Source organism: Elioraea rosea (assembly GCF_007644105.1).
In the GTDB taxonomy this organism is placed as follows: Bacteria; Pseudomonadota; Alphaproteobacteria; order Acetobacterales; family Acetobacteraceae; genus Elioraea_A; species Elioraea_A rosea.
The window spans coordinates 169,020-192,751 of the sequence record NZ_VFAC01000003.1 but is presented as its reverse complement, the minus strand read 5'-3'; the positions used below and the strand labels follow the sequence as shown (position 1 = coordinate 192,751).

The following is a 23,732-nucleotide window of genomic DNA, read 5'->3' as shown; positions in this document are numbered from 1 at the left end:
GCCGGCAGGGCACCCGAGCCGCCGATGGAGGCCATCGTCATCCGCCCCGCGGGGGTGGATGACATCCCCGCCATGGTGCGGCTTCTGGCCCAGCTCTTCGCCATCGAGGCCGACTTCACCATCGCGCCCGAGGTCCAGGCGCGAGGCCTCGCGACGCTGCTCGAGCGCGCCGACACGGTCGTGCTCGTCGCCACGGCCAGCGGCGCCGTGGTCGGCATGACGACGGTGCAGCTCACCGTCAGCACCGCACGCGGGGGTTACTCCGCCGGCATGGAGGACGTGGTGGTCGACGCTGCGCATCGCGGCCGGGGGATCGGGCGGCTGCTTCTCGAGGCGGCGGAGGCCTGGGCGCGCGAGCGCGGCGCGCTTCGCGTCGCCCTGCTCGCCGACGAGACGAACGCGCCCGCCCTCGACTTCTACGACCGCTTGGGCTTCACCCGCACGCGGCTCGTCTGGCTCGCGAAGACCTTGGGCTAGCGCGACTGGGCAAGATACGCAGCGACGGCCTCGATCTCGCCCTCGCCGCGCAGGCCCGCCCCGCCCATCCAGAGGCCGGGATACATCTCCTCGGTGTCGCGCAGGAAGCGCACGAGCCGCGCGCGGTCCCACACGTCGCCGCGCTGCCGCGCCTCGCGCAGCACGGGCGAGTAGTCGTAGCCGGGATCGCCGGCCACCTCGCGGCCGATCAACCCCGCAAGGCTCGGCCCCGCGCCCGAGGGTGCGCCGGCTGCCACGGAATGGCAGGACGCGCACCGCGCCTCGAACACGGCCGCCCCCTCCTCCGCACCCGCCGGCGCCGCCGCGAGGGCGGCGAGCACCGGCAGGAGGCGGCGCATCAGAGCCCGTACTCGATGCGCACGATCCTGTCGGTTCCACTCTCGCCGCCCCAGGCCTCGCCGGCCACCCCGTCCATCTGCCGCACGTTCGCGCCCGGCCTGTCGGAGGGGAAGGAGAGGAACGCCTCGGTCGTCGGGTCGAAGCGGACGATGGCGTTGGCCGGGAAGTCGGTCAGCCACACCTTGTCGGTCGGATCGACCCACACGGAATAGGCGCGCGGCCTCTCGCCAGGCAGCTTCCACACCTTCCACGACCCGTCGCGCGGGTCATGCATCGAGACATTGCCGCTGTTCCATTCGCTGATCCACAGCCGGCCGGTGCTGTCGGTCCACACCCGACGCGCGCCCTGGTTCGCCGTCGGCGGCTCGACGATCCGCACGCGTGCCGTGTCGAGGTCCTCGATCTGCGCCAAGTGGTTTCCGGCAAGCGAGACGTACCAGATTGTCCCCTGGGGCGTTTTGGTGATGCCGTAGGGGCCGCGGCCGCGCGGGGCCTCCCAGACATCCATCCTCTCGGTCGCCGGAACGAACCGGCCGATGACGCCGTTCTGCCCGGTGAACCAATAGGTGCCGCGATCGTCGAACACGCCGGTGTTGAGGTTGGTGTCGGGAAAGCGCCCGGGCAGGCGCCAGAGCGAGACGCGGTGGTCCTTCGGGTCGATGCGGGCGATCGCATTCTGCCCACCCTCCGTCACCCAGGCCGCGCCGTCCGGGCCGCGCACCACGCCGTGCGGCCGCGCGCCCTCGCCGAGCGAAACGACCTTGACCGACCCGTCGCGCGGGTCGAGCCGGTTCAGCGTGCCGTTGCGCTGGCCGCAGAACCAGAACGTTCCGTCCCCGGCGGCGGTGACGTCGCGCGAGCCGACGCGGCCCGACGGCGAGGACACATCGAAATGGGTGACCCGGTAGCCCGCCGGAACGGTCGTCGCCTCCGCGCGGCGGGGCCGGAGGAGGGCGGGGGCCGCGAAGGCGGCGGCCCCAAGGGCAAGGACGGATCGGCGCTGCACCATCGGACGCTCCTGCTTCCTCGTGCCGGCGGCAGGAAGCCGCCGGAAGCCCACGCTGAGCGGGATGTTGGCAGGCGAGGCTGGATAGGCAACGCCCAGGCGGTCACGCGTTGGTCAGAACCGCCCCGCCTCGACAGGCGCAGGCGGCCTCGGCATGGTCCGCCCGCCACGCCGGGAGAGAGCCGCATGACTGAGGCGACCGAAGCCGACCACGCCGCCGCTGCCGGCGAGACGCGCGAGGGCCTCCTCGGCATCCTGCTGATCTTCCTCCGCCTCGGGCTGACCTCCTTCGGCGGCCCCGTCGCCCATGTCGGCTATCTGCGCGAGGAGTTCGTCGCGCGCCGCCGGTGGATGACGGAGGCTTCCTACGCGGATCTCGTCGCTCTGGCCCAGTTCCTGCCGGGGCCGGCGAGCAGCCAGACGGGGTTTGCCATCGGCATCCTGCGCGGCGGGCTGCCTGGCGGGCTCGCCGCCTGGATCGGCTTCACCCTTCCCTCCGCCCTGGTGATGCTTGCCGCGGCCTATGGCGTCGATCTCGCCTCGGGCGGCACGGGGGCGGGCATTGTGCACGGGCTCAAGCTCGTCGCCGTCGCGGTGGTGGCGCAGGCCGTCTGGGGGATGGCGAACAGCCTCTGCCCCGATCGCACCCGCGCGACGATCGCGGTCGCCGCCACGCTGGCGCTCCTGGTGCTTCCCTCAGCCATCACCCAGGTTGCCGTCATCGTCGCGGGCGGCGTCGCCGGGGTGCTGCTCTGCCGCAACGGCCTCGCGCCGAATGAGGCGGAACTCGGCTTCCGCGTCGCGCCCCGCGCGGGCATCGCGGCACTTGCGGCCTTCGCCGTCCTGCTGGTCGGGCTGCCGCTCGCCGCCGCGTCAGGGCCCCATGCGATCGCGCTGGCCGAGGCGTGCTACCGCGCGGGTGCGCTCGTCTTCGGCGGCGGACATGTGGTGCTGCCGCTGCTCGAGCGCGCCTTCGTTCCGTCCGGCTGGCTCGACGCCTCCGCCTTCCTCGCTGGCTATGGCGTCGCCCAGGCCGTGCCTGGCCCACTCTTCACCTTCGCGGTCTTTCTCGGGGCCGCGCAGGCCTTTCCGCCGAACGGTATCGCGGGTGCCGCCGTGGCGCTGGTCGCGATGTTCCTGCCGGGGCTTCTGCTGATCTACGGCATGCTGCCGTTCTGGGACGGGTTCCGTCGCAGGCCCGCGGCCCAGGCGGTGCTGCGGGGCGTCAACGCAGCCGTCGTCGGTATCCTTCTCGCCGCGCTCTACAACCCGATCTGGACCTCGAGCGTCGGCGGCCCGATCGACTTCGCGATCGCGCTCGCGGCCTTCTTCGCCCTGGTGGGGTGGAAGGTACCGGTGTGGCTTGTCGTGGTGGTGACCGCGCTGGCAGGCGCGGTGGCCGTCGCGTGAGCCTCGCCCCGGCCCCTTTCGGAGCCGGGGCGAACCCAATCGTCAGGTGCGCAGGTCGGTGCGGTCGACCGGCAGGGTGCGCACGCGCTTGCCGGTGGCGGCGAAGATCGCGTTGACCATCGCCGGTGCCGCAGGCGGAAGTGGCGGCTCGCCAACGCCGCCGATGGTCTGGCCCGAGCGGATGATGTGCGTCTCGACAACAGGCGCCTCTGCGATCCGCATCGGCGTGTAGCTGTCGAAGTTGGTGTTCTCCGCACGGCCGTTCTTCATGACGATGCCTTCGTGCAGCGCCGCGGAAAGTCCCATCACCACGCCGCCCTCCGCCTGCTGCGCAATCGTCTCGGGGTTGACGAACTCGCCGCAGTCGATCGCGACGGTGACCTTGTGAACCCTCACCGCGCCATTGGTGACGGAAACCTCCGCCACCTCGGCGACGAGGCTGCCGTAGCTCTCGACATAGGCGATGCCGCGATGCCGCCCCGGAGCGAGCGGCGTGCCCCAGCCGCCCTTCTCGGCAGCGGTGTTCACCACGTTCAGCGCGCGCGCGTCATGCGCGAGCAGCTCGCGCCGAAGCGCAAGCGGGTCCTTGCCGGCTGCCTGGGCCACCTCGTCGAGGAAGCACTCCACGAAGTAGCCGCACTGCGTCGAGCCGACGGCGCGCCAGATCCACGGGATCGGCGGGCCATCGACGCGCACGTACTCGGTGCGGAAGGCGCCGAAGCGGTAGCGCGTGTCCGCGACCGACTGGACCGATGTCGGATCGAAATCGTTGCGGATCGTGTAGGGGCGGAGATCAGTTCCCGTGCCGGGGCCCGAGGCCTTGAAGTGGAAGCCGATCACCTTTCCGGAGGCATCGAGCGCGGCGCGCATGCGCGCGACCTGAGCGGGGCGGTAGTAGCCCTGGCCCAGATCGTCCTCGCGCGTCCAGATCAGCTTCACCGGACGGCCGACCGCCTTGGCCACGGCAGCGGCATGTTCGGCCGCCCCCCATCCATAGCGCCTGCCGAAGCCGCCGCCGGCCCAGGTCGTGTTCACCGTGATGCGCTCGCGCGGAACGCCGAGAACACGCGAGACGGCACCCTGCACGAAGTCCTGGTGCTGCGTGGGCAGCCAGAGCTCCACCGATCCGTCCGCATTGATGCGCGCGGTGCAGTTGTCGGTCTCCATGCAGGCATGGGCGAGATACGGCACCTCGTAGGTCGCCTCGACCACGCGCGCGGCGGAGGCGAACACGGCATCGATGTCGCCGTCGTTCTTGTTCACGTGGCCGGGGCGGCCGAGCCCCTCGCGCATGCGGGCGGAGAAGGTCTCGCTGTCCATGCCGTCATGCGGGGTGGGCTTGAAGCGGACGTTGATCGCCTTCGCCCCGCGCATGGCCGCCCAGGTGGAGTTCGCCACCACCGCGACGCCGGAGGGAAGCGGAACGACGTCGATGATGCCGGGGATGCTGGCGATCGACGCCTTGTCGAAGCTGTCTAGCTCGCCCCGGAACACCGGCGAGAGCTTCACCACCGCATAGACCATGTTGGGCAGCGTGACGTCGGAGCCGTACTTCGCCGCGCCGCGCACTTTCGGCGGAACGTCGAGCCGCTGCGTCGGCTGTCGGAGGAGCCGGTGTTCGCCCTCCGGCTTCAGCGTGGGGTTCTCGGGAACGGGCAGCGCCATCGCCGCCTCGACGAGCTCGCCGAAGCCGAGCGAGCGGTTCGACGCGGTATGGACGACGCGGCCCTCCGCCGTGCGGAGCTCGCCCGCAGGAACGCCGAGGCGCTGCGCCGCGGCTGCGACCAGCATCTCGCGCGCCTGTGCCGCCACCTTGCGGAACGGTGCATACCAGTAGCGGGTGCCGAGCGAGCCGCCGGAGTTCATCTCGTTGCCCTGGATGCGCCGGAAGTCCGGTCCGGGCTGGCCGACCTCGACGGTGATGCGATCGAGCGGCAGGCCGAGCTCCTCGGCGAAGATCATGGCGTGGCCGGTATGCGTGCCCTGGCCGGTCTCGGAGGTCGGCGAGAAGATCGTCGCGCGCCCGTCCGCGGCGATGCGGATATAGGCCTTCGGCGCGCCGATCCGCGCGGGCGGCTCGGCGGGCGCGAACAGCCCGTCATTCGGAAGCTGCTGCGCCGGCGCCTCGACAGGCAGCACCAGGGCGGCGGCGGCCGCGGCGGTCGCCTTCAGCGCGCCGCGGCGGGAGAGAGTCATCTCGTTCATCTCTCGGTTCTCCCTCAGCTCGTTGCCGCGCGCTTGATGGCGGTGCGGATGCGCTGGTACGTGCCGCAGCGGCAGAGATGGCCTTCCATCGCGGCATCGATGTCGGCATCCGACGGGTTCGGGTTCTTCGCGAGCAGCGCCGCGGCGGACATGATCTGCCCCGACTGGCAGTAGCCGCACTGCGGCACCTGGGCATCGACCCAGGCCTGCTGCACGGGGTGCTTGCCCTCCGGGTGCAGCCCCTCGATCGTCGTCACCTTCCGGCCCGCGACGGCGGAGAGCGGCGTGACGCAGGCGCGCACCGGCTCGCCGTCGACATGCACGGTGCAGGCGCCGCACTGCGCGATGCCGCAGCCGTATTTCGTTCCGGTCAGGTCAAGAAGGTCACGCAAAGCCCAAAGCAGCGGCATGTCCGGATCGGCATCCAGACGGCGCGACTGCCCGTTGATCGATACATCGACCATACGACGTCTCCCCTCGCTCTTGGCGGTTCTCGCTCCGGCCGAGACGATGGGGAGAGCGGGCCGTCCGGTCAAGCGCCTGGTCGCGCCGTTTCCGCGATGCGCAAGTGGTCACCCGCCGAGGAACGTCGCGACCGGCGGGAGAGACCGCGCCGGGTCCTCCTCGTGCGGGACATGGCCGAGGCCTGGCAGGCGAACGACCTGCGCTTCGGGCAGGAACCGAACGTAGTCGGCAGCGTGCGTGGCCGGGATCATCCGGTCCTGCTCGCCCCACAGCAGCAGCACCGGCGCGGTGATGCGCGGCAGCAGCCCGGCGGGGTCCTCGAGAACGGCCTGCGAGAGGCGAGCGAGCATGGCATCCCGCGCGCCGGGCGCGCGCATCAGGTCATGGTAGCGCGTCACCGTCGCCTCATCGAGGCGCGAGGGGTCGGCATAGGCGGCGGCGAGGTTGGGGCGCAGCAGCGCGCGCGGCAGGAAATGGCGCATCAGCCCAAGTAGCGGGCCGACCTTCGGCGCCTCGCCATAGGATTTGCCGGGAGAGGCGAAGCCGTCGGGCGCGACCAGAACGAGCGCGGTCACGCGCGCGGGGTGCCGTGCGGCGAAATGCCAGGCGACCCTGCCGCCCATCGAATGGCCGACGAGCGCTGCCTCCGCGACGCCGAGCCTGTCCATCAGCGCACCGAGCAGGGCGACGTCGCGCGCGAGCGAATAGTCGCCGTTCGGGTCGGGCGGCGAGAGGCCGAAGCCGGGCAGGTCGTAGCGGATCACGCGATGCGTCGCGGCGAGCGCCTCGGCCCAGGGCTCCCAGGTGTGAAGCGAGGCGCCGAAGCCGTGGAGCAGGATGACGGCCGGCGCATCCGCCCGCCCGCCCTCGCGCACATGCAGCCTCGTTCCGCCGACCTCGAGCATGTCGCCCGGCGCGGCGAGGTAGCGCGCCTCGAGCTCCGCCCGCCCGCGGTCCGGCGTCCAGGCCCAGGCGGCGAGCGCGGCAAGGACGACGACGAGTCCGATCAGGGCAAGGAGGGCCAAGCGCCGTCTCACGTCAGCGTCGGTGCGCGCTGCCCCGCACGGCGCCTCACCGCGGCACCGGGATCATCGCCGCGATCCGCGCCATCATGTCGTCGTAGAACGGGTTCCAGCTCATGCGCGCGAGATTGTCGAGGCTGACGATCAGGACGCCGACCTCGCCGCGCGCGCCGATCGTTCCGAGCTCAACACCATAGGCGGCAGGCGAGGCCGGGCTCGCACCATAGAGCGGGTCCCACTCCGGGAAGGGTAGCGCGACATGGGAAAGCGAGAAGACATGCCGCGGATAGGTTGCGCCAAGCGGCACGATGCGTTCCTCGGTCGCGCCCGATTCCGTCACGCGCGCGACCGTCTCGGTCGTCGCGTCGTCTGCGTTGGTGACGAGAACGAGCCGCCAGGGCCGTGGCGCATCCGGAACGAGTCGCGCGGCCACCGTGTCGAAGGTCGGGCGAAGCAGCGGGCCGAGCTTGGTCGCGCGATTGCGGTCGAACAGCACGAGCTCCGACCCGTTGGCAGGCAGGTTCGCGTAGAGGGCGGTGACGACGGCGCGCGTGGAGACGGTGAAATCCACCACCGACTGGAAGGTCAGCACGGGCGGCAGCCGCGCGATGCGCCCGTCGCGCGCATGCGCCCTGATCTGCGTCTGCAGCGCCTGCGTCAGCCTGTGCGACTGGCGGGCTCCGTTGACGGGGAAGGAGTTGTACTTGAACGGGTTGAACTCGGGGATGATCGAGAGCCAGGCGGCCTTGGCGAAGGCCGGGAAATAGGCCGGGATCGAGGCAAGGCCGGCGAAGCGCGCGAAGGCGGTGATGCCGACCATAGGCGAGACGAGGATGAGCCGGTCTGGCATCACCAGCCTGTCGTCCTCGACGGCATCGAGCGCATGCTTCAGCGCGAGCGCCCCGCCATTGGAGAAGCCGACGATGTGGATCGGCACGGCGGGGCCCGCACGGCGGCGCGCCTCGCGCATCGCAAGCCGTGTCGCCGCCGCCCAGTCCTCCCACACCGTGTCGGTGAGCGCGGCGGGAACGGTGCCGTGCGCGGGTACGCGCAAGCCCACCGCGACGAAGCCCTGGTCGCGATAGAGCGCGGCGACGTGGCGAAGGCTGTAGGGCGCATCCGTCAGCCCGTGCAGCAGCACCACCCCGCCGCGCGGCGCGCCCTCCGGCACGAGGACGTAGGAGCGGTTCCAGTCGTTCTCGAAATGGCGGGGGTTGATCGGGCCGTCCGCGAAATAGCGGTTGTCCGGCCTCCGCGCATGCTCGGGCAGCTTCTCGACCACCTCGCGGCGGATCTCGTCGAAGATCCGCCTCTCCTCGGCGAGGTAGCCCTCCCAGTCGAGCCGGTCGATCGCCTCCGCGCGCGGCTCGTCGGGGATGACGGTGTGCCAGAGCTCGAGCGGGGGGCCGCCCTGGCTGTCGACGGCGCGGACGACGATGAAGGCCGCAAGCGCGCCCGCCGCGAGCAGGCCGAGGCGCTTCAGCCAGCGAAGCGTGAAGCGCCTCACCGATGGCCGCCCGACAGGCGGCGGCTCAGCCGCCCGGCCCGCTGTCGCGGGCGGCCTGCGCGGACTTGTTCTGCTGCGAGACGCTGCCGACGCGCCCGCCGGTGATGATGCCGCGGCGCTTCTCGCGCGGCACCGCCGCCATGCCGCGATGCGCCGTGCGCCCGGGCTGCGGGTGATGCACGGGCTGCGCCTCGCGGCGGGCGAGCGCCTCGCGCATCGCGGCCTGCGCACGCTCGCGCTTGCGATCCCCCGCGATCTGCGCGAGGCGGGCATTCACCCGCTTGAGCCCGCGCGCGAAGACCTGCTTCTTCGCCTGCAGCCCTCGCTCCGAGGCGCTTTCGGTCGCCGTGCCGCGCGGCTCGGCCTTGCCGCGACGCACGCGGCGGCGGCCGCGGATGATGTCGCGCGCCCGGCCATGGCGTTCGCGCAGCCAGCGCGCAAGCGACACGAGGTCGTCGTGCGGCATCTCGTCGAGGGCGGGGTAATGGCTGTTCTGGACAGGTCCGAGCTCATCCTCGGCGAGCAGGCGGCGTTCGGTGGCGAAGGAAGCGCCCATGCGTCGTCGTTCCTCATTCGGTGCGGCTTGCCCGTGATCTTGCCGCGTATCCGGGGTTCCAGCATAGGGAGGATGTGCAACCCGGCGGCCGCTGCCGCATTGACGCTGGCGACCGTGGCGCGATGCGTGCGACGGGAGATGCTCGCGTGAATGTGAGCGGCCGCTCGGTTTTGACCGATGTCATGCCGTGTTTCCGCCAACTCATCCGCGATGATGATGCCGACGACCCGATTCGCGACCCGCTGGAGAGGAGACCCATGAAGCCCATTACCCCGCTGCTGCTCGCCGCCACGCTGCTTCTCGCCGCCTGCGGCAACACGACCGGAGACCGCGCACTCTCCGGCGCCGCGATCGGCACCGGCGCGGGCCTCGCCGTCGGCGCCGTGACGGGCGCGACGCTTCTGCAGGGCGCCGTGGTTGGCGGCGCGCTCGGCGCGGCGGCCGGCGCGCTCACTAACAGCGACCAGGTCAATCTCGGCAGGCCCGCCTGGCGCTGAGGGCTGCCTGGCGCTGAAGCCTTGGCATAGGACGCGATCCGGCGGGCGGCACCGCTAGGCGCCGCCCGCCCTTTCGTTTGAAGTTGCTGCTCAGGCCGCCTTTAGGCGCCCGAGGAAGGTCTCGACCTCCTGGCGCATCCGCGCAGAGGCGGACGAGACGTCCTGCGAGGTCTCCGCCACCACCGCGGCCTGACGGTCCGCGTCCGCACCGGCCTGCTGCACCACGCTCACCCTGTCCGAGACCTCCGCCGTGCCGGCGGCGGCCTGCTGGACGTTGCGCGCGATCTCCGCCGTCGCCGCACCCTGCTGCTCGACCGCGGCGGCGATCGCCGAGGCGATGCTGGCGATCTCGTCGATCACCTTGCCGATCGCGCCGATGGCCGTCACCGCCTCCGCCGTCGAGCCCTGGATCGCCTCGATCTGGCCGGCGATCTCCTCCGTCGCCTTGCCCGTCTGCGCGGCGAGGTTCTTCACCTCCGACGCCACCACCGCGAAGCCCTTGCCCGCCTCGCCTGCCCTCGCCGCCTCGATCGTTGCGTTGAGCGCAAGAAGGTTCGTCTGCCCCGCGATGTCGCTGATCAGGCGAACCACGTCGCCGATCCTGCGCGCGCCTTCCGCCAGCCCCTGCACGGTGTCATCCGTGCGACGGGCCTCGTCGACGGCACGGCCGGCGATGCGCGCGGCCTCCGACACCTGGCGGGTGATCTCGCTGATGCTGGCCGACAACTCCTCCGCCGCGGCAGCGACCGTCTGGACGTTCGAGGACGCGCTGCCCGCAGCACCGGCCATTGCCGTCGAGCCCGAGGCCGTGGCCTCCGCCACCGCCCGCATGCCCTGGACCGCTGCGCCGAGCGAGGAGGCGGCCTGCGTCAGCGCATCCATCACGCCGGAGGAGGCGTCGTCGAAGCGCGCGATCTCCGAGGCCATCACCTCGGCGCGGCGGGCCTTGGCCTCTGCCTCCTCGCGGGCCTTCTCCTGCATCGCCGCGCGCGCGACCAGCGCCTCGCGGAAGCTGTCGGCGGTGCGGGCGAGCGCGCCGATCTCGTCGGTGCGGGCAGCGCCCGGAACCACGGTGGTGGTGTCACCGGAGGCGAGGGCGGCAAGCGCATCGCTGACGCCCGCGAGCGGACGCACGATCGTCCGTCGCACCATCAGCACCGCGAGCAGCCCGATCAGGCTCAAAGCGGCGAGAACCGAACCGCCGAGCCAGAAAGCGGTACTGCGGAAGAGGCCTGCCACGGCGGCGGCAAGCACCTCCATCTCCTCGGCCGTCTGCTTCGCCGCCGCATCGATCGCGGCGTTGAAGGCAGCGCGGTTGCGGCGATTGTCGTCGTTGTTGCCGATGCGGTTCGCCTCGGCGATCGACACCTCCGTGCCGAGCCGCGCGAGTTCCGAGCGGAGGCGCACGAAGTCGGCCGCGCCGGCCTTCACCGGGGCGAATCCCGCTCGGCGATCCTCCGGCAGAAGCGATTCCCATTCCGTCACGTCGCGCTCGATCGCTGCGAGGAAGCGCCTGAGCCCGGCAGCGAAGGGCTTCGCCTTCTCGGTATTCTCGGACATGTAGATGCCGCGGCTGTCCATCACAGCGGCGTACACGAGCGCGTTCAGCCGCTCCGCCACCGCCGTGCGCTCGCCGGCGTTCTTCACCGCCATCAGCGTCCGGTCATAGGTGCGGAGCTCGACAAGCCCGATGCCGAAGGTGGCGACGGTGACGGCCGCCATCATGCCGATGGCGAGATAGATGCGGCCCGCGAGGCCGAGACGAATGGGTACGGCCATTGGATCGTCCTTCCTGAAGCGCTGTCGCTGCCAGGGATCGCAGACAGGGGTAACGAAAGCGGAAACGCTGGCGCGTGACCCGCGAATGGGTCCGGTTTATCCTTCCTTCATGAACATGCTCGCCCCCCGCACCCAGCGCCTTGCGGTCGAGGTCGTCTTCGACCTCGTCTGCCCCTGGTGCTGGATCGGGGTCAGGCGCCTGGCGCGCACCGTCGCCCGCCGGCCCGACCTGGTGGTCGACGTGTCCTACCGCCCCTTCCTGCTGAACCCCGACATGCCTGCGCGCGGCATGGCGCGGGCGGAGTACCTGCAGAGGAAGTTCGGCGGCGAGGAGCGCGCGCGCAGGCTGCATGCCGCGATCGCCGAGGTCGGCCAGACCGAGGGCCTCGCCTTCCGGTTCGACCGGATCACCCGCACGCCATCGACGGTCGAGGCGCACAGGCTCGTCCGCCTCGCCGCGGCAGAGGGCCGCGCGGCGGACCTCGTCGATGCCCTGTTCGCGGCGCATTTCTGCGAAGGCCGCGACATTGGCGACCGGGCGACGCTCGGCGCGATCTGGTCGGAGACGGGGCTTCGCGGCGAGCCCGCGATGCACGGGCCGGCAGGCTTCGGCACCGATGCGGTGCACGCGGACAACCTCCGCGCCCACCGCCTCGGCATCAACGGCGTGCCCTGCTTCGTGTTCGGCGAGCGCCACGCCATCGCCGGGGCACAGGAGCCCGAGGTGCTCGAGCGCATGCTCGACATCGCCGCGCTCGAGAGCGCAGGCGTCTAGCCCCCTTCGATCAGGCTGCCTTCGCCTTCTGGGCGAGGCCGGCGAGCGCGCCGAGCACCTCGCGGGCGAGCCGCACGCGCGTCGCGACGTCATCGAGGTCGCGCGTCACCACGAGCTTGTGGTCGGTGCGCAGCTTGGCCAGCCCCTTCTGGCCCTGGAGCCAGCCGACGAGCCCGACGGGGTCGCGAAACGCGTTGCCGCGGAACCCGACCACGAGCCCCTTCGGTCCCGCGTCGAGCTTCTCGACCCCCGCCTCGCGGCAGAGGCGCTTGATCGCCATGACGGAGAGGAGATTCTCGACCTCGGCCGGCAGCGGGCCGAACCGGTCGACCAGTTCCGCCGCAAGGGCCTCGCTCTCGGCATCGGAGGCGAGCGCACCGACGCGGCGGTAGAGGCCGAGGCGCACCGGCAAGTCGCGCACGTACTGCTCGGGGATCAGAACGGCCATGCCCAGATTGATCTGCGGCGTCCAGTCGCGGTCGGACGCGCCGCCGCGTCCCTCGCCCGCCTTGAGGTCGGCCACCGCCTCCTCGAGCATCTGCTGGTAGAGCTCGATGCCCACCTCGCGGATATGGCCCGACTGCTCGTCGCCAAGCAGGTTGCCCGCGCCGCGGATATCGAGATCGTGGCTCGCGAGCGTGAAGCCGGCGCCGAGGTTGTCGAGCGCCTGCATCACCTCGAGACGCTTCTGCGCCGTCGGCGTCAGCTTCCTGTCGGGGGTTAGGGTGAGATAGGCATAGCCGCGCAGCTTGCCGCGCCCCACCCGGCCGCGGAGCTGGTAGAGCTGGGCGAGGCCGAACATGTCGGCGCGGTGGATCACCATCGTGTTGACGGCGGGCATGTCGAGGCCACTCTCGATGATGTTGGTCGCGAGCAGAACGTCGTGCCGGCCGTCCTGGAACTCGGTCATCACCCGCTCGAGCTCGGTGGCCGAGAGCCGTCCATGCGCCTCGATCACCTTCAGCTCGGGCGCGAGCTCGGCGAGCCTCCCCCGCACGCGCGGCAGGTCCTCGATGCGGGGCACGACGTAGAAGGTCTGCCCGCCGCGGAAGCGCTCGCGCATCAGCGCCTCGCGCAGCACCACGGGGTCGAAGGGCAGGATGAAGGTGCGCACGGCGAGGCGGTCAATCGGCGGGGTTGCGATGATGCTCATCTCGCGCACGCCGGTGAGCGCCAGTTGCAGCGTGCGCGGAATAGGCGTCGCGGTCAGCGTCAGCACATGCACCTCGGCGCGAAGCTGCTTCAGTCGCTCCTTGTGGGCGACGCCGAAATGCTGCTCCTCGTCCACGATCACGAGGCCGAGGTCGCGGAACGTCACGCTCTTGGCGAGCAGCGCATGCGTGCCGACGACGAGGTTGATCGTGCCGTCGGCAAGCCCCTTCCTGACCTCGTTCGCCTCCTTCGCCGTCACCATCCGCGAGAGCTGGGCGATGCGCACCGGGAAGCCGCGGAAGCGCTCGGAGAAGACGCGGAAATGCTGGCGCCCGAGCAACGTCGTCGGCACCACCACGGCGACCTGCTGGCCCGACATCGCGGCGATGAAGGCCGCACGCAGCGCAACCTCGGTCTTGCCGAAGCCGACATCGCCGCAGACGAGCCGGTCCATCGGCCGGCCGGCGGCGAGGTCCTCGAGCACGTCGGCGATGGCGCGGGCCTGGTCGTCGGTCTCGGCGAAGGGGAACCGCGCGCAGAACTCGTCCCACAGGCCCTCGGGCGGCATCACAGGGGCAGCGCCCTTCAGGCGCCGCTCGGCCGCGACCTTGAGCAGCGCCGCCGCCATGTCGCGGATGCGCGTCTTCATCCGCGCCTTGCGGTTCTGCCAGGAGACGCCGCCGAGCTTGTCGAGCGCCACCCCCTCGCCCTCGCCGTAGCGCGACAGCACCTCGATGTTCTCGACCGGCACGAACAGCTTGTCGCCGCCGTCGTAGAGAAGCTTCAGGCAGTCATGCGCGGCACCGTTCACCGAGAGGGTGACGAGCCCGTCATAGCGGCCGATGCCATGGTCCATGTGCACGACGAGGTCGCCCTCCGCGAGCTCGGTCGCCTCGGCGATGAACTGGTCCGCCCGCTTCTTGCGCCGCGGCGGGCGGGAGATGCGCTCGCCGAGGATGTCCTGCTCGGCGATGACGGCGAGCTCGTCGGAGACGAAGCCGCGCTCGAGCCCGAGCACGGCGAGTGCGACCGTGCCGCGCGGCAGCGACTGCGCGGCCGCGACGTCCTCGACCGCCTCGGCACCGCCGAGCCCATGCTCTGCAAGGAGATGCTTCAGCCGCTCGCGCGAGCCCGTCGTCCAGGCCGCGACGATGACGCGGCGGCGTTCTCCCGCCAAAGCCTTGGCGTGCTCGGCGAGCGCGTCGAACACGTTCGCCCCGGAGGTGCGGACATCCGTGAACTGCCGCCCCGGCCGCGCGCCCGCCTCGAGCAACCCTGGCTCGCCGCTTTCGCCGCGCGCGAAGGGGGTGAAGCGCAGCACGGTGTGCGGCCCGAGCATCGCCTGCCACGACGCATCGTCGAGGTAGAGCATTCCCGGCGGCAGGGGATTGTAGGGAAGCTCCCCCTCCGAGAGCCGCCGCAGCTCCGGGTTCCGTCTCGCGGCGTAATGATCCTCGATCATCTCGAACCGCGCCTCGAGCACGCCATCGGCCTCGTGGTCGAACGAGATCCGCGCGCCGGGAACATAGTCGGCCAGCGTCGCGAGGCGGTCGTGGAACAGCGGCAGCCAGTGCTCCATGCCCTGGTGGCGGCGGCGGGCGGACACCGCCTCGTACAGCGGATCGTTCGCCGCGGCGCCGAAGAGCTCGCGATAGGCCGTGCGGAAGCGCGCGACGGAGGCCTCATCGAGCAGGATCTCGCTCACCGGCTTCAGCACCACCTCGTCGAGCGCGGTAGTCGAGCGCTGGCTGAACGGATCGAAGCCTCGGATCTCGTCGATCTCGTCGCCGAACAGGTCGATGCGCACCGGCTCGTCGCGGCCGGCGGGAAAGAGGTCGATCAGCCCGCCGCGGACGGCGTACTCGCCAGGCTCGATCACCGTGTTGGCGCGGCCATAGCCGTTCGCCTCGAGGAAGGCGATGATGCGGTCGAGCCCGATGCGGCTTCCCTTCCTCAGCGCAAGCACCGCCTCGGCGAAGGCCTCCGCCGGCGGCACGCGCTGGACGAGCGCATTGACGGTGGTGAGCAGGATGAAGGGCCGGGGGCCGGGCTCGATCAGCGTCGTCAGCGTGTCGAGGCGGCGGGCGGTGATCTCGGGGTTGGGCCCGACCCGGTCATAGGGCAGGCAGTCCCAGGCCGGGAACTGCAGCACGGGCACGCCGGGAGCGAAGAAGCCGAGCGCCTCGGCGAGCCGGGCCATCCGCGCATCGTCGCGGCAGACATGCGCGAGCGGGCCGTCATGCTCCTCGCGGGCGCGGGCGAGCAGGACCGCGTCGAATCCTTCCGGGCAGCCCGCGACGGTCAGTCGCGCGCCTGTCGCCACCCCGTCAGCCATGGGGCACCCCGCGCTGGGCGAGCGACCAGGCGACCATGCGGGAGAGAAGCGGGCTCGCCACCTCCTCCGGCACGGGGCGGCGGCCGGTCAGCCAGTCGAACAGGTCGACATCGGGGAGCTCGAGCACGGCCTCGAGCTCATCGAGTGCGGCCTCGTCCATCGCCGCGAGCTCGGACGCGACGAAGCCACCGACGAGAAGGTCGGTCTCATGCGTGCCGCGATGCCTCGCGCGGAACAGGAGGCGGCGGCGGCGAGCGTCCTGGGGGGTGCTGTCCATCTCGGGGCGGGTTCTGCCACAGCGGGGGCGCACGGCGGCTGCCCCCTTGTCGTGGCGTGATATATGGCCCCGGAGCGATCCTGTCAGCCCGTGAACCGTCCTTCCCTCCTCTTCCCCCTCTTCGCCGCCGCCGGCTCGCTGCCGGGGGTGGGGCCCAAGCGCGAGGCTTTGCTTGCCCGCGCGGCGGGCGGGGCGCGCGTGCTCGACCTCCTCTGGCATCTTCCCAGTGGCGTGATCGACCGCCGGGCAAGGCCGCGACTCGCCGAGGCAAGGCCAGGCACGGTGGTGACGGTGGAGGTCACGGTCGTCTCGCGCCGGGCGCCGCGCAGCCGTGCCGCGCCGTGGGTGATCGAGGTCGATGACGGCACGGGAAGCCTCGACATCCTGCTGTTCGGCCAGGGCGGGCACCGGGCCGAGCAGCTTCCCGAGGGCACGCGGCGGATCATCTCGGGCGAGCTGAAGCTCGACCGCTCACGCCTCGTCATGCCTCACCCCGATTTCATCCTCCCCCCCGAGCGGGAGGCCGAGCTGCCGCTGATCGAGCCGGTCTACGGGCTGACGGCGGGGCTCCGCGCCTGGGAGATGCGGCGGGCTGCGGAGGCCGCGCTCGCCCGCGCGCCCGACCTGCCCGAATGGGCCGATGCCGCGCTCGTCTCCCGCCAGCACTGGTCCACCTGGCAGGGCGCACTGATCGCGGCGCACGAGCCCGACGGGCCGGAGGCGATCGCCCCCTCCCACCCCGCGCGCACACGGCTCGCCTATGACGAGTTGCTCGCCCAGCAGGTGGCGCTCGCCCTCTCACGCCGCGCGCTTCGTGCCCAACCCGGCCGGGCGCTCGTGGGAGACGGGAGGCTCAGGGAGAAGGCGCTCGCCGCCTTCGGCCACCCGCCCACCCTTGCGCAATCGACAGCGCTCGCGGAGATCGACGCCGACCTCGCGGCGCCGAGGCGGATGCTCAGGCTGCTGCAGGGCGATGTCGGATCCGGCAAGACGCTGGTCGCGCTGATGGCGATGCTCCGCGCCGTCGAGGCAGGCGCCCAGGCCGCGCTGATGGCGCCGACGGAGATCCTCGCCCGCCAGCACCACGCCACCATCTCGCGCCTCTGCGAGGCGACCGGCGTGAAGGTCGCGCTGCTGACGGGCCGGGAGAAGGGCCGCGCGCGCGAGGCGGCGCTCGAAGGGCTCGCCTCCGGCGCCACGCCGATCGCCATCGGCACCCATGCCCTGTTCCAGGAGGGCGTGCGCTTCGCCGACCTCGCGCTCGCCGTCATCGACGAGCAGCACCGCTTCGGGGTGCACCAGCGCCTGATGCTCGCGGCCAAGGGCGAGGCGGTGGACGTGCTGGTGATGACCGCGACCCCCATCCCCCGCACCCTGCTGCTCACTGCCTGGGGCGACATGGAGGTGAGCAGGCTCGCCGGCCGCCCGCCCGGGCGCATCCCCGTGACGACCCTCGCCAAGCCGGCAGGCAAGCTCGAGGAGGTGGTGGACGCCATCGGGCGACGGCTGAAGGCGGGCGCGCGGGTCTACTGGATCTGCCCGCTCGTCTCCGAAAGCGAGGCGGCCGACCTTGCCGCGGCGGAGGCGCGCGCGCTCGACCTTGGCCGGCACTTCCCCGGCCGCGTGGCGCTTCTGCACGGGAAGATGAAGGGGCCGGAGAAGGACGCGGCGATGGCGGCCTTCGCGCGGGGCGAGAAATCGGTGCTGGTCGCCACCACGGTGGTCGAGGTCGGCGTCGACGTGCCGGAGGCCTCCGTCATCGTCATCGAGCGGGCCGAGCGTTTCGGCCTCGCCCAGCTTCACCAGCTTCGCGGCCGTGTCGGGCGTGGGCGGGAGGCCTCGTTCTGCCTGCTGGTCTACGACGAGGGGCTGACCGAGGTGGCGCGCCGCCGCATCGAAACGATGGTCGCGACCGAGGACGGGTTCCTGATCGCGGAGGAGGACCTGAAGCTGCGCGGCGGCGGCGAGGCGCTCGGCACGCGGCAATCGGGCCTGCCTTCGTTCCGCCTCGTCGAGCCCGCTCCGCACCAGCACCTTATCGGCATCGCGCGCGACGACGCGACGCTTCTTCTCGAGCGCGATCCCCAGCTCGTCGGCGCGCGTGGCCAGGCGGTGCGGCTGCTGCTTCACCTCTTCGAGGCAGAGGCGTCGATCCCCACCATTGCGTCGGGGTAGGGCGTCCGGCTGACGGGCAGGCCAGCCCGTGCTAGAGCGCGGCCCATGACGGTCACACGCTTCGCTCCCTCCCCCACCGGGTTCCTCCATATCGGCGGCGCCCGCACGGCGCTGTTCAACTGGCTGTTCGCCCGCGCGACGGAGGGCAGGTATCTCCTCCGCATCGAGGACACCGACACGACGCGCGAGGTTCCAGGCGCGGTCGAGCAGATCATCGAGAGCCTTGCCTGGCTCGGCATCCCGGCGGACGAGCCGCCCGTATCGCAGCGTGCCCGCGAGGCGCGGCATGCGGAGGTGGCCAGGGCCATGGTGGCGGCAGGCACCGCCTACTACGCCTACGAGACGCCGGAGGAGCTCCAGGCGATGCGCGAGCGCGCGACGGCAGAGGGCCGCCCACCGCGCTACGACGGCACCTGGCGCGACCGCGATCCGAAGGACGCTCCGCCCGGCGTGGCGGGCGCGATCCGCCTGAAGGCGCCGCGCGAGGGCGAGACGGTGGTCGACGATCTCGTGCAGGGCACCGTGCGCGTCGCGAATGCCGAGCTCGACGACATGATCATCCTGCGAAGCGACGGGCGCCCGACCTATCTCCACGCCGTGGTGGTGGACGACCACGACATGGGCGTGACCCACGTGATCCGCGGCGACGACCACCTGACGAACACCTTCCGGCAGGTGCAGGTGTACCGCGCGATGGGCTGGGAGACGCCGCGATTCGCCCACATCCCGCTGATCCACGGCGCGGACGGCGCGAAGCTCTCGAAGCGCCACGGGGCGGTGAGCGTTCTCGACTTCCGCGACCAGGGCTACCTGCCCGAGGCAGTGGCGAACTACCTGCTCCGCCTCGGCTGGGGCAAGGGCGACATCGAGGTGATCTCGATGGCCGAAGCCGCCGCGATCTTCGACCTCGCCGATATCGGCCGTGGCGCTGCGCGGTTCGACTATGACAAGCTCAAGCACCTGAACGGCGTGTGGATCCGCCGCGCGGACGATGCGAGGCTGACGAAGCTCGTCCTCGAACGCCTGGCCCGGCGCACCGAGGGTGCGGTCGGCGCCATCACGGCCGAGCGCGTCGCCCAGCTCATGCCCGCGATGAAGGAGCGCGCGCGCACGCTCGAGGAGCTGGCCGACGCCGCCTCGTTCCTGACGCGCACCGTTCCGCTTGCATTCGAGCCGAAGGCCGAGGCGCTCTTGACGCCGGAGGCGCGCATCGCGCTGCGCGGCCTCGCCGCCGCCTGGACGGGTCTCGCCTGGGATGCCGCCTCCCTGGAGGCCGCGACGCGGGTGCATGCGGAAGCGACGGGGGCGAAGCTCAAGGACCTCGCCATGCCGCTCCGCGCCGCGCTGACCGGCTCGACCGTGAGCCCCCCGGTGTTCGACGTCGCGGCCGCGCTCGGCGAGGCCGAGACGCGGTCGCGGATCGCTGCGGTGTCGGGCCAGGCCTGAGCCCGGCCCGGCTCAGGCCGGAACGGGCGCTCCTGCCGGTACGGCGACAGGCCTCAGCCCATCGCGGCCGTAGGCGGCAAGCAGGATGTCCACCATGCCGAACCCGCCCTTGTGCTTGCCGCCCTTGGGCTTCCACTCCTTCTCCCGCAGGATGGAGTGGTTGCTGCCTTCGATGACCCGGTGGAACGTCTCGGCGACGATCCGGCCGCCGATCGGGCCGAGCTTGCCGTTCCGCACCTCCGCCTCGCGCAGGATGTAGAACCAGAGCGGCGTCTCCGTCGTCGCCTCGCGCAGGAGATCGCCCGAGAGGTCGGTCAGGTCCACCCCCCCTGTCCCCTGGCCGAGGATCTGGTTGGAGGTTAGCATCGGCGTTGCGGCGCCGAGGTTCAGGAAGTGGTTCGCCACTTCCTGCGCGGTCGCGAGCCGCACCTGCCGGCCGCGCAGCAGGTTGCGGAAGGCGAGGTTGAAGAACAGCGGGTCGTCCGGCAGGTCGCCTCGCGCGCCGAAGGACCCGTGCGGCAGGTCCGCCAGCGGATCGGTCATCAGCGTGTCGATCCGATGCGCCATGTTCAGGAGCCCGCCGGGCGGCGGCGCGAGCGAGGCGTCGCCCGTGTCCTTGGCGAAGTCGAACAGCCGCGTGAAGTCGGCCACCCAGTTGCTCGGCAGGCGGTCAAAATCGCCGTCGATCGGATTGTTGATGTCGCTCGGCCGCGCATTCGGATCGGGCGGCGGCGGCGAGCCGGAGGCGAAGGGAGAGAGGTTGCCGCTGGTGCCCGAGAAGCGGAACAGGTTCTCGAGCGAGCCCGTCAGGAGCGGCCTGAGCGGTGCAGGAGCGGCCTGCGCGGCCTGGAGATTGAACACCGCGTTCCAGTCGTAGAAGGCGCGGATCATCGAGTGGCCGAGCCGGTAGGCCGCGACAGAGAACTCGATCGGCATCGTCGGCGGGTCCGACGGGTCGGCGCCCACCTCGAACACCTTGCGGCCATTCGTGAAGACGTCGTCGAGAACGGACTGCTCGACGATGCGGGGCAGGAAGTCGTGCACCACCATCCACTGGTAGTGCAGCACCGTCGCCTTTCGGACATCCTCGAAGCCGGCACCGGGCATCGCGTCGGCCATCGCGTTGTGGAAGCGCATGAAGGCGAGATGCACCTGCGCGACGGCGAGGTTCTCATCGTTGCGCCGGTCGGGAACGTCCGCCTGGCGGGTGGAGAGGGCGTCGGGGGCGCGGGCGCCGAGGCGAGGCAGGTCGAAGCCCGGCATGTCCTTGTCGGCCACCGGTGGCGGGCCCGACGCCTTGGTCGTGCCGAGCTTCAGGCGCACGCGGTCCGCTTCATAGAAATGCGCGCTGTCGGGATCGTCGGGTCCTCTGCCGTAGACGCTGTCGAGGTCGAGGGCGGGGCTTCGCTCCGACAGCGTGGGCAGGCCGGTCGGCGTGCCGCCCGTCAGCTTGCTCGGGTCCCGCGTCAGGTCGTGGTCGATGAACTGGCCGAGATAGGTGAAGCCGGCCGGTATCGCGCCATCGGGCTGCGTCTGCCGCGTCGTCATGCGCGGCGCGATGAGCCTCAGGAGTGCATCCTTCTCTGGTGGCGCGCCGCGCGTCACCATCTCGGAGAAGCGGAAGCCCCCCGCCTTCTCGGCATCCGTCACCTTGCGGGTCGTGTCGCCCCGGATCTCGTTGCGGTTGACCACGAGATAGACCGGCCTTGCATGGCGCTCGCCCATGGGCGTCCTCCGTTCGGTATTGTTTCGATGAAACAACACTACCCCGGATTGCGTGGCTTGGGTCGGGTGCTCGCGCGTGCGTGATCGCGCGCTGTGATCCAGCGCACTCGTTGCCACACGTGTACGAAGCGGTGCGCGAACCCTAGGCTGCCGTGCGGCGCCGCACCATGATCGTGCCGGTCCAGAGCATCACGACCTCGCCGGCCTGGTTCACCGCCTCGGTGCGCTGCTTGACGATGCCGCGATCCGGCTTCGACTGCGACGGGCGCGTCTCGAGCACGGTCACGCGCACCGAGAGCGTATCGCCCGGCCGCACGGGCTTGAGCCAACGAAGCTCGTCGAGGCCGGGGCTGCCGAGCCCGTGGCGGGAGACGGCAGTGTCGGCGAGCATGCGCATGGTCAGGCTCGCCGTGTGCCAGCCCGACGCGATCAGCCCGCCATAGGGTGTGGCCCTGCCGCCTTCCTCGCTGAGGTGGAAGCTCTGCGGGTCATAGTCGCGGGCGAAGGCGATGATCTCCTCGGCCGTGACGGTGCGTGACCCGAACGTCACGACATGGCCGACCGTGTAGTCCTCGAAGTAGCGCTCGCGCAGGTCCATCGCTTCAGTGTGCCGCTGCCACCCCGAGCGCGGCAAGGATGCGCGGCAAGGCGACCTCTGCCATGGCGTGGAGCTCCGCCGTGGTGCGGTTCTGCACCGGGTGCGCGACCACCACGGAGGCGCCGTCGAACCCGATGGCGCGGCACTGCGCCGCGAAGGGCTCGACGAAGGTCTCGGTGATCACGCTCACGCCCGGAATGCCGCGGCGGTCGAGGTCGTTCAGGTCATGCGTCGAGCATGAGGTGCAGGACCCGCAATCGGAGAGCGCGATCACCGCCGCACCGCAGGTGGTCGCGATCTCCTGCAGCGTCTCGACGGGCGCGGTGCGCGTGTTGGTCGGCTTACGGAAGCGGCGCGTCGCGATGCCGCGCTCGGCCAGCAGGGCCTCGAGGCGGTCGATGAACTCGTCGCCGCGCATCTTGCCGATGTCGAGCAGGGCGACCGTGACACCCAGAAGTGACGTGGGCGGCGGAACGCGCCGCCGAAGCGCGCCGGAGATCTCAGCCGTGGGGTCGCGCAGCGTCACGGTCATGCCTCGATCTCCCGCGTCACCGGCCGGCTCTCGGCGCGGAACCGCCCGCCTGTCCAGCCAGCGCAGATCGCCGAGTAGAGCCCCGCAGCCCCGCCGGCGCGGACCACGAGAAGCCCTTCCGGCCAGAACTTGTCGATCATCTCCGCCGCGCGGGCCGCTGGCATGCCTTCGCCCACGCCGCCGGCTCCGGCTACGACATCGCGCCCCGGCCGCCGAAGCGCCTCGCGCAGCGCCGCCTCCACCTCCGCCCGCCCCCAGCCCGCGTCGCGGAAGATCGCGTGGTGCTCCGGCGACAGGACGAGGATGGCGTTGAAGAACTCGCAGAGCTTCCAGTGCCCCACGGCAAGCAGCGAGAGCGCGAGCGAGCGCGCAAGCTCCTCCGCCGTTCGGCTCTTCCAGTCGATCACGCCCTGGATGCCCTCGCCCTGGAACAGCGTCACCGCACTTCGACCAGGTGCTACGCCGCGCGCCTGGGCGAGCGGCTGCCAGGTCGGATCGTCCTCGGCTTCCGCGAAGCAGAACCCCACCTTGTGCGGCCCGCCGAGCGTCGCCTGGTCGATCTGGCCGGGGATCGCGCCGCCGACATTGCGCACGATCAGGTTCAGCGCGCGGCCAATCGTTGCGTTTGCACGGTTACCGTGGCCGAGCGCGTTCGCCCCGCTGTTCATGCCGATGCGCCGTGCGATCGGCCCGTTGACCACGATCACCGGTGCGGAGAAGCAGGTGGAGCAGGTGAGCCCATGCAGCGTGAACACCGGGTCCAGCGCAGCCTCGAGCGCGGCGAGAAGCACCGGCATGTACTCGGGCCGGCAACCCGCCATGACGGCGTTGATCGCCACCTTCTCCACCGTGCACGGCGCGAGGTTGGGGGGGATCGTGCCGACGATCTCGTCCGGCCGCCGTTCAGTCCCGCCGAGCATGCGGAGGATTCGCGCATCGGTCGGCGGCACGACGGGAAGCCCGTCGCTCCAGCCACGGTCGTAGCAGGCCTCAGCGTCGTCGTCGTAGTCGCCGAGCGTCACGCCGCGCGAGGCGAGAACCGGGGGGCCGAACGTCGCGGCGAGGGCCTCGTGCACGAAGGGCTCGCGCGTCTTCGAGCCGCAGCCCGGCTGGACGAGGCGAAGCTCGGCGCCGAGCCCGGACTCGCCGGTCAGCGCCTCCCAGGCGGCACGGTTCCACCCCTCGACGCGCTTCCCGTCCTCGGACATCAGCGTCGGCACCGTCTCGATCCCCGCGCGGAATGAGTGTTCGAGCGCGGTGTCGTCGCGCGGATCGAGGGCTGCATAGAAGCCGGGATCGTCCTGGACATGCAGGGTCAGCGCGTGGCCGCGCGCGCGCAGCTCGGCCAGCACGGGGACGACGGCCTGGCACGTTTCGCAGTCGCGCTTGAGGAAGGCGGTGTAGCTGGGCATGCCTGATATGCTAGTATATCA

The 23,732-nt window shown here is 71.4% G+C and carries 20 protein-coding genes; 6 read left to right on the top strand and 14 right to left on the bottom strand.

The window, feature by feature from the left end; all coding sequences use genetic code 11:
- The first annotated feature begins 24 nt into the window (after positions 1–24).
- A complete protein-coding gene (locus tag FIF60_RS04075; RefSeq protein WP_144184094.1) occupies positions 25–477 on the top strand; it encodes a GNAT family N-acetyltransferase in 453 nt (150 codons plus the stop codon).
- Here FIF60_RS04075 and FIF60_RS04070 read toward each other — a convergent pair.
- Positions 474–836, bottom strand: coding sequence for a c-type cytochrome (locus FIF60_RS04070; RefSeq protein WP_144184092.1), 363 nt, complete (start codon positions 834–836; stop codon positions 474–476). The two genes, FIF60_RS04075 and FIF60_RS04070, sit on opposite strands and share 4 nt — an antisense overlap.
- Complete coding sequence (locus tag FIF60_RS04065) at positions 836–1,846, bottom strand: Vgb family protein (protein WP_144184090.1); 1,011 nt, start codon at positions 1,844–1,846, stop codon at positions 836–838. Before FIF60_RS04065 ends, FIF60_RS04070 begins: the two co-directional genes overlap by 1 nt.
- 183 nt (positions 1,847–2,029) lie before the next feature.
- Between FIF60_RS04065 and chrA the strand changes: the two genes are divergently transcribed.
- Entirely contained in the window at positions 2,030–3,253 is a 1,224-nt protein-coding gene (gene chrA, locus FIF60_RS04060; protein ID WP_144184088.1) for a chromate efflux transporter, read from the top strand.
- 42 nt (positions 3,254–3,295) lie between these two features.
- Here chrA and FIF60_RS04055 read toward each other — a convergent pair whose 3' ends face one another.
- The 5 genes from FIF60_RS04055 to FIF60_RS04035 all read right to left on the bottom strand — a co-directional run bounded on the left by FIF60_RS04055 (position 3,296) and on the right by FIF60_RS04035 (position 9,008).
- Positions 3,296–5,458 (bottom strand): xanthine dehydrogenase family protein molybdopterin-binding subunit, encoded by a 2,163-nt coding sequence (locus FIF60_RS04055; protein WP_144184086.1) that lies wholly within the window; start codon positions 5,456–5,458, stop codon positions 3,296–3,298.
- 14 nt (positions 5,459–5,472) lie between these two features.
- Positions 5,473–5,922 (bottom strand): (2Fe-2S)-binding protein, encoded by a 450-nt coding sequence (locus FIF60_RS04050; RefSeq protein WP_144184084.1) that lies wholly within the window; start codon positions 5,920–5,922, stop codon positions 5,473–5,475.
- A gap of 108 nt (positions 5,923–6,030) precedes the next feature.
- Positions 6,031–6,948, bottom strand: coding sequence for an alpha/beta fold hydrolase (locus tag FIF60_RS04045; protein ID WP_239451479.1), 918 nt, complete (start codon positions 6,946–6,948; stop codon positions 6,031–6,033).
- Between the two features lie 46 nt (positions 6,949–6,994).
- Complete coding sequence (locus tag FIF60_RS04040) at positions 6,995–8,452, bottom strand: alpha/beta hydrolase (protein WP_144184080.1); 1,458 nt, start codon at positions 8,450–8,452, stop codon at positions 6,995–6,997.
- Positions 8,453–8,477: 25 nt separating this feature from the next.
- Positions 8,478–9,008: a hypothetical protein gene (locus FIF60_RS04035; protein WP_144184078.1), complete on the bottom strand. Its 531-nt coding sequence runs from the start codon at positions 9,006–9,008 to the stop codon at positions 8,478–8,480.
- Between the two features lie 257 nt (positions 9,009–9,265).
- Here FIF60_RS04035 and FIF60_RS04030 point away from each other — a divergent pair, with 257 nt between their 5' ends.
- Positions 9,266–9,505 (top strand): hypothetical protein, encoded by a 240-nt coding sequence (locus FIF60_RS04030; protein WP_144184076.1) that lies wholly within the window; start codon positions 9,266–9,268, stop codon positions 9,503–9,505.
- Positions 9,506–9,595: 90 nt separating this feature from the next.
- On the opposite strand, the gene FIF60_RS22245 is transcribed toward FIF60_RS04030, so the two are convergent.
- Positions 9,596–11,284, bottom strand: a complete 1,689-nt coding sequence (locus FIF60_RS22245) for a methyl-accepting chemotaxis protein (RefSeq protein WP_144184075.1) — start codon at positions 11,282–11,284, stop codon at positions 9,596–9,598.
- A 109-nt stretch (positions 11,285–11,393) separates the two neighbouring features.
- Between FIF60_RS22245 and FIF60_RS04020 the strand changes: the two genes are divergently transcribed.
- Entirely contained in the window at positions 11,394–12,059 is a 666-nt protein-coding gene (locus tag FIF60_RS04020) for a DsbA family oxidoreductase (protein WP_204251100.1), read from the top strand.
- 10 nt (positions 12,060–12,069) lie between these two features.
- Here the strand turns inward: FIF60_RS04020 and mfd are convergent, their stop codons facing one another.
- Together mfd and FIF60_RS04010 are read right to left on the bottom strand one after the other, a co-directional pair.
- The gene (gene mfd / locus FIF60_RS04015) at positions 12,070–15,546 is read right to left on the bottom strand and encodes a transcription-repair coupling factor (protein ID WP_144184073.1); all 3,477 of its coding nucleotides are present in this window, start codon (positions 15,544–15,546) and stop codon (positions 12,070–12,072) included.
- Complete coding sequence (locus FIF60_RS04010) at positions 15,539–15,823, bottom strand: FAD assembly factor SdhE (RefSeq protein ID WP_144184071.1); 285 nt, start codon at positions 15,821–15,823, stop codon at positions 15,539–15,541. Before FIF60_RS04010 ends, mfd begins: the two co-directional genes overlap by 8 nt.
- Before the next feature lie 90 nt (positions 15,824–15,913).
- On the opposite strand from FIF60_RS04010, the gene recG reads away from it, so the two are divergent.
- Positions 15,914–17,998 (top strand): ATP-dependent DNA helicase RecG, encoded by a 2,085-nt coding sequence (gene recG / locus FIF60_RS04005; protein WP_239451478.1) that lies wholly within the window; start codon positions 15,914–15,916, stop codon positions 17,996–17,998.
- Positions 17,999–18,043: 45 nt separating this feature from the next.
- The gene (gltX, locus tag FIF60_RS04000; protein WP_144184067.1) at positions 18,044–19,444 is read left to right on the top strand and encodes a glutamate--tRNA ligase; all 1,401 of its coding nucleotides are present in this window, start codon (positions 18,044–18,046) and stop codon (positions 19,442–19,444) included.
- A 12-nt stretch (positions 19,445–19,456) separates the two neighbouring features.
- Here the strand turns inward: gltX and FIF60_RS03995 are convergent, their stop codons facing one another.
- The 4 genes from FIF60_RS03995 to FIF60_RS03975 form a co-directional block, all read right to left on the bottom strand.
- Positions 19,457–21,169 (bottom strand): peroxidase family protein, encoded by a 1,713-nt coding sequence (locus tag FIF60_RS03995; protein WP_144184065.1) that lies wholly within the window; start codon positions 21,167–21,169, stop codon positions 19,457–19,459.
- A 142-nt stretch (positions 21,170–21,311) separates the two neighbouring features.
- Positions 21,312–21,767 carry a MaoC family dehydratase gene (locus FIF60_RS03990; RefSeq protein ID WP_144184063.1) on the bottom strand — a complete coding sequence of 152 codons (456 nt, stop codon included), beginning with the start codon at positions 21,765–21,767 and terminating at the stop codon, positions 21,312–21,314.
- A 4-nt stretch (positions 21,768–21,771) separates the two neighbouring features.
- Positions 21,772–22,299, bottom strand: coding sequence for a UGSC family (seleno)protein (locus FIF60_RS21895; protein ID WP_204251099.1), 528 nt, complete (start codon positions 22,297–22,299; stop codon positions 21,772–21,774).
- Positions 22,296–23,711: a thioredoxin gene (locus FIF60_RS03975; protein WP_144184061.1), complete on the bottom strand. Its 1,416-nt coding sequence runs from the start codon at positions 23,709–23,711 to the stop codon at positions 22,296–22,298. The genes FIF60_RS21895 and FIF60_RS03975 overlap by 4 nt, the downstream gene beginning before the upstream one ends.
- Positions 23,712–23,732 lie beyond the last annotated feature (21 nt).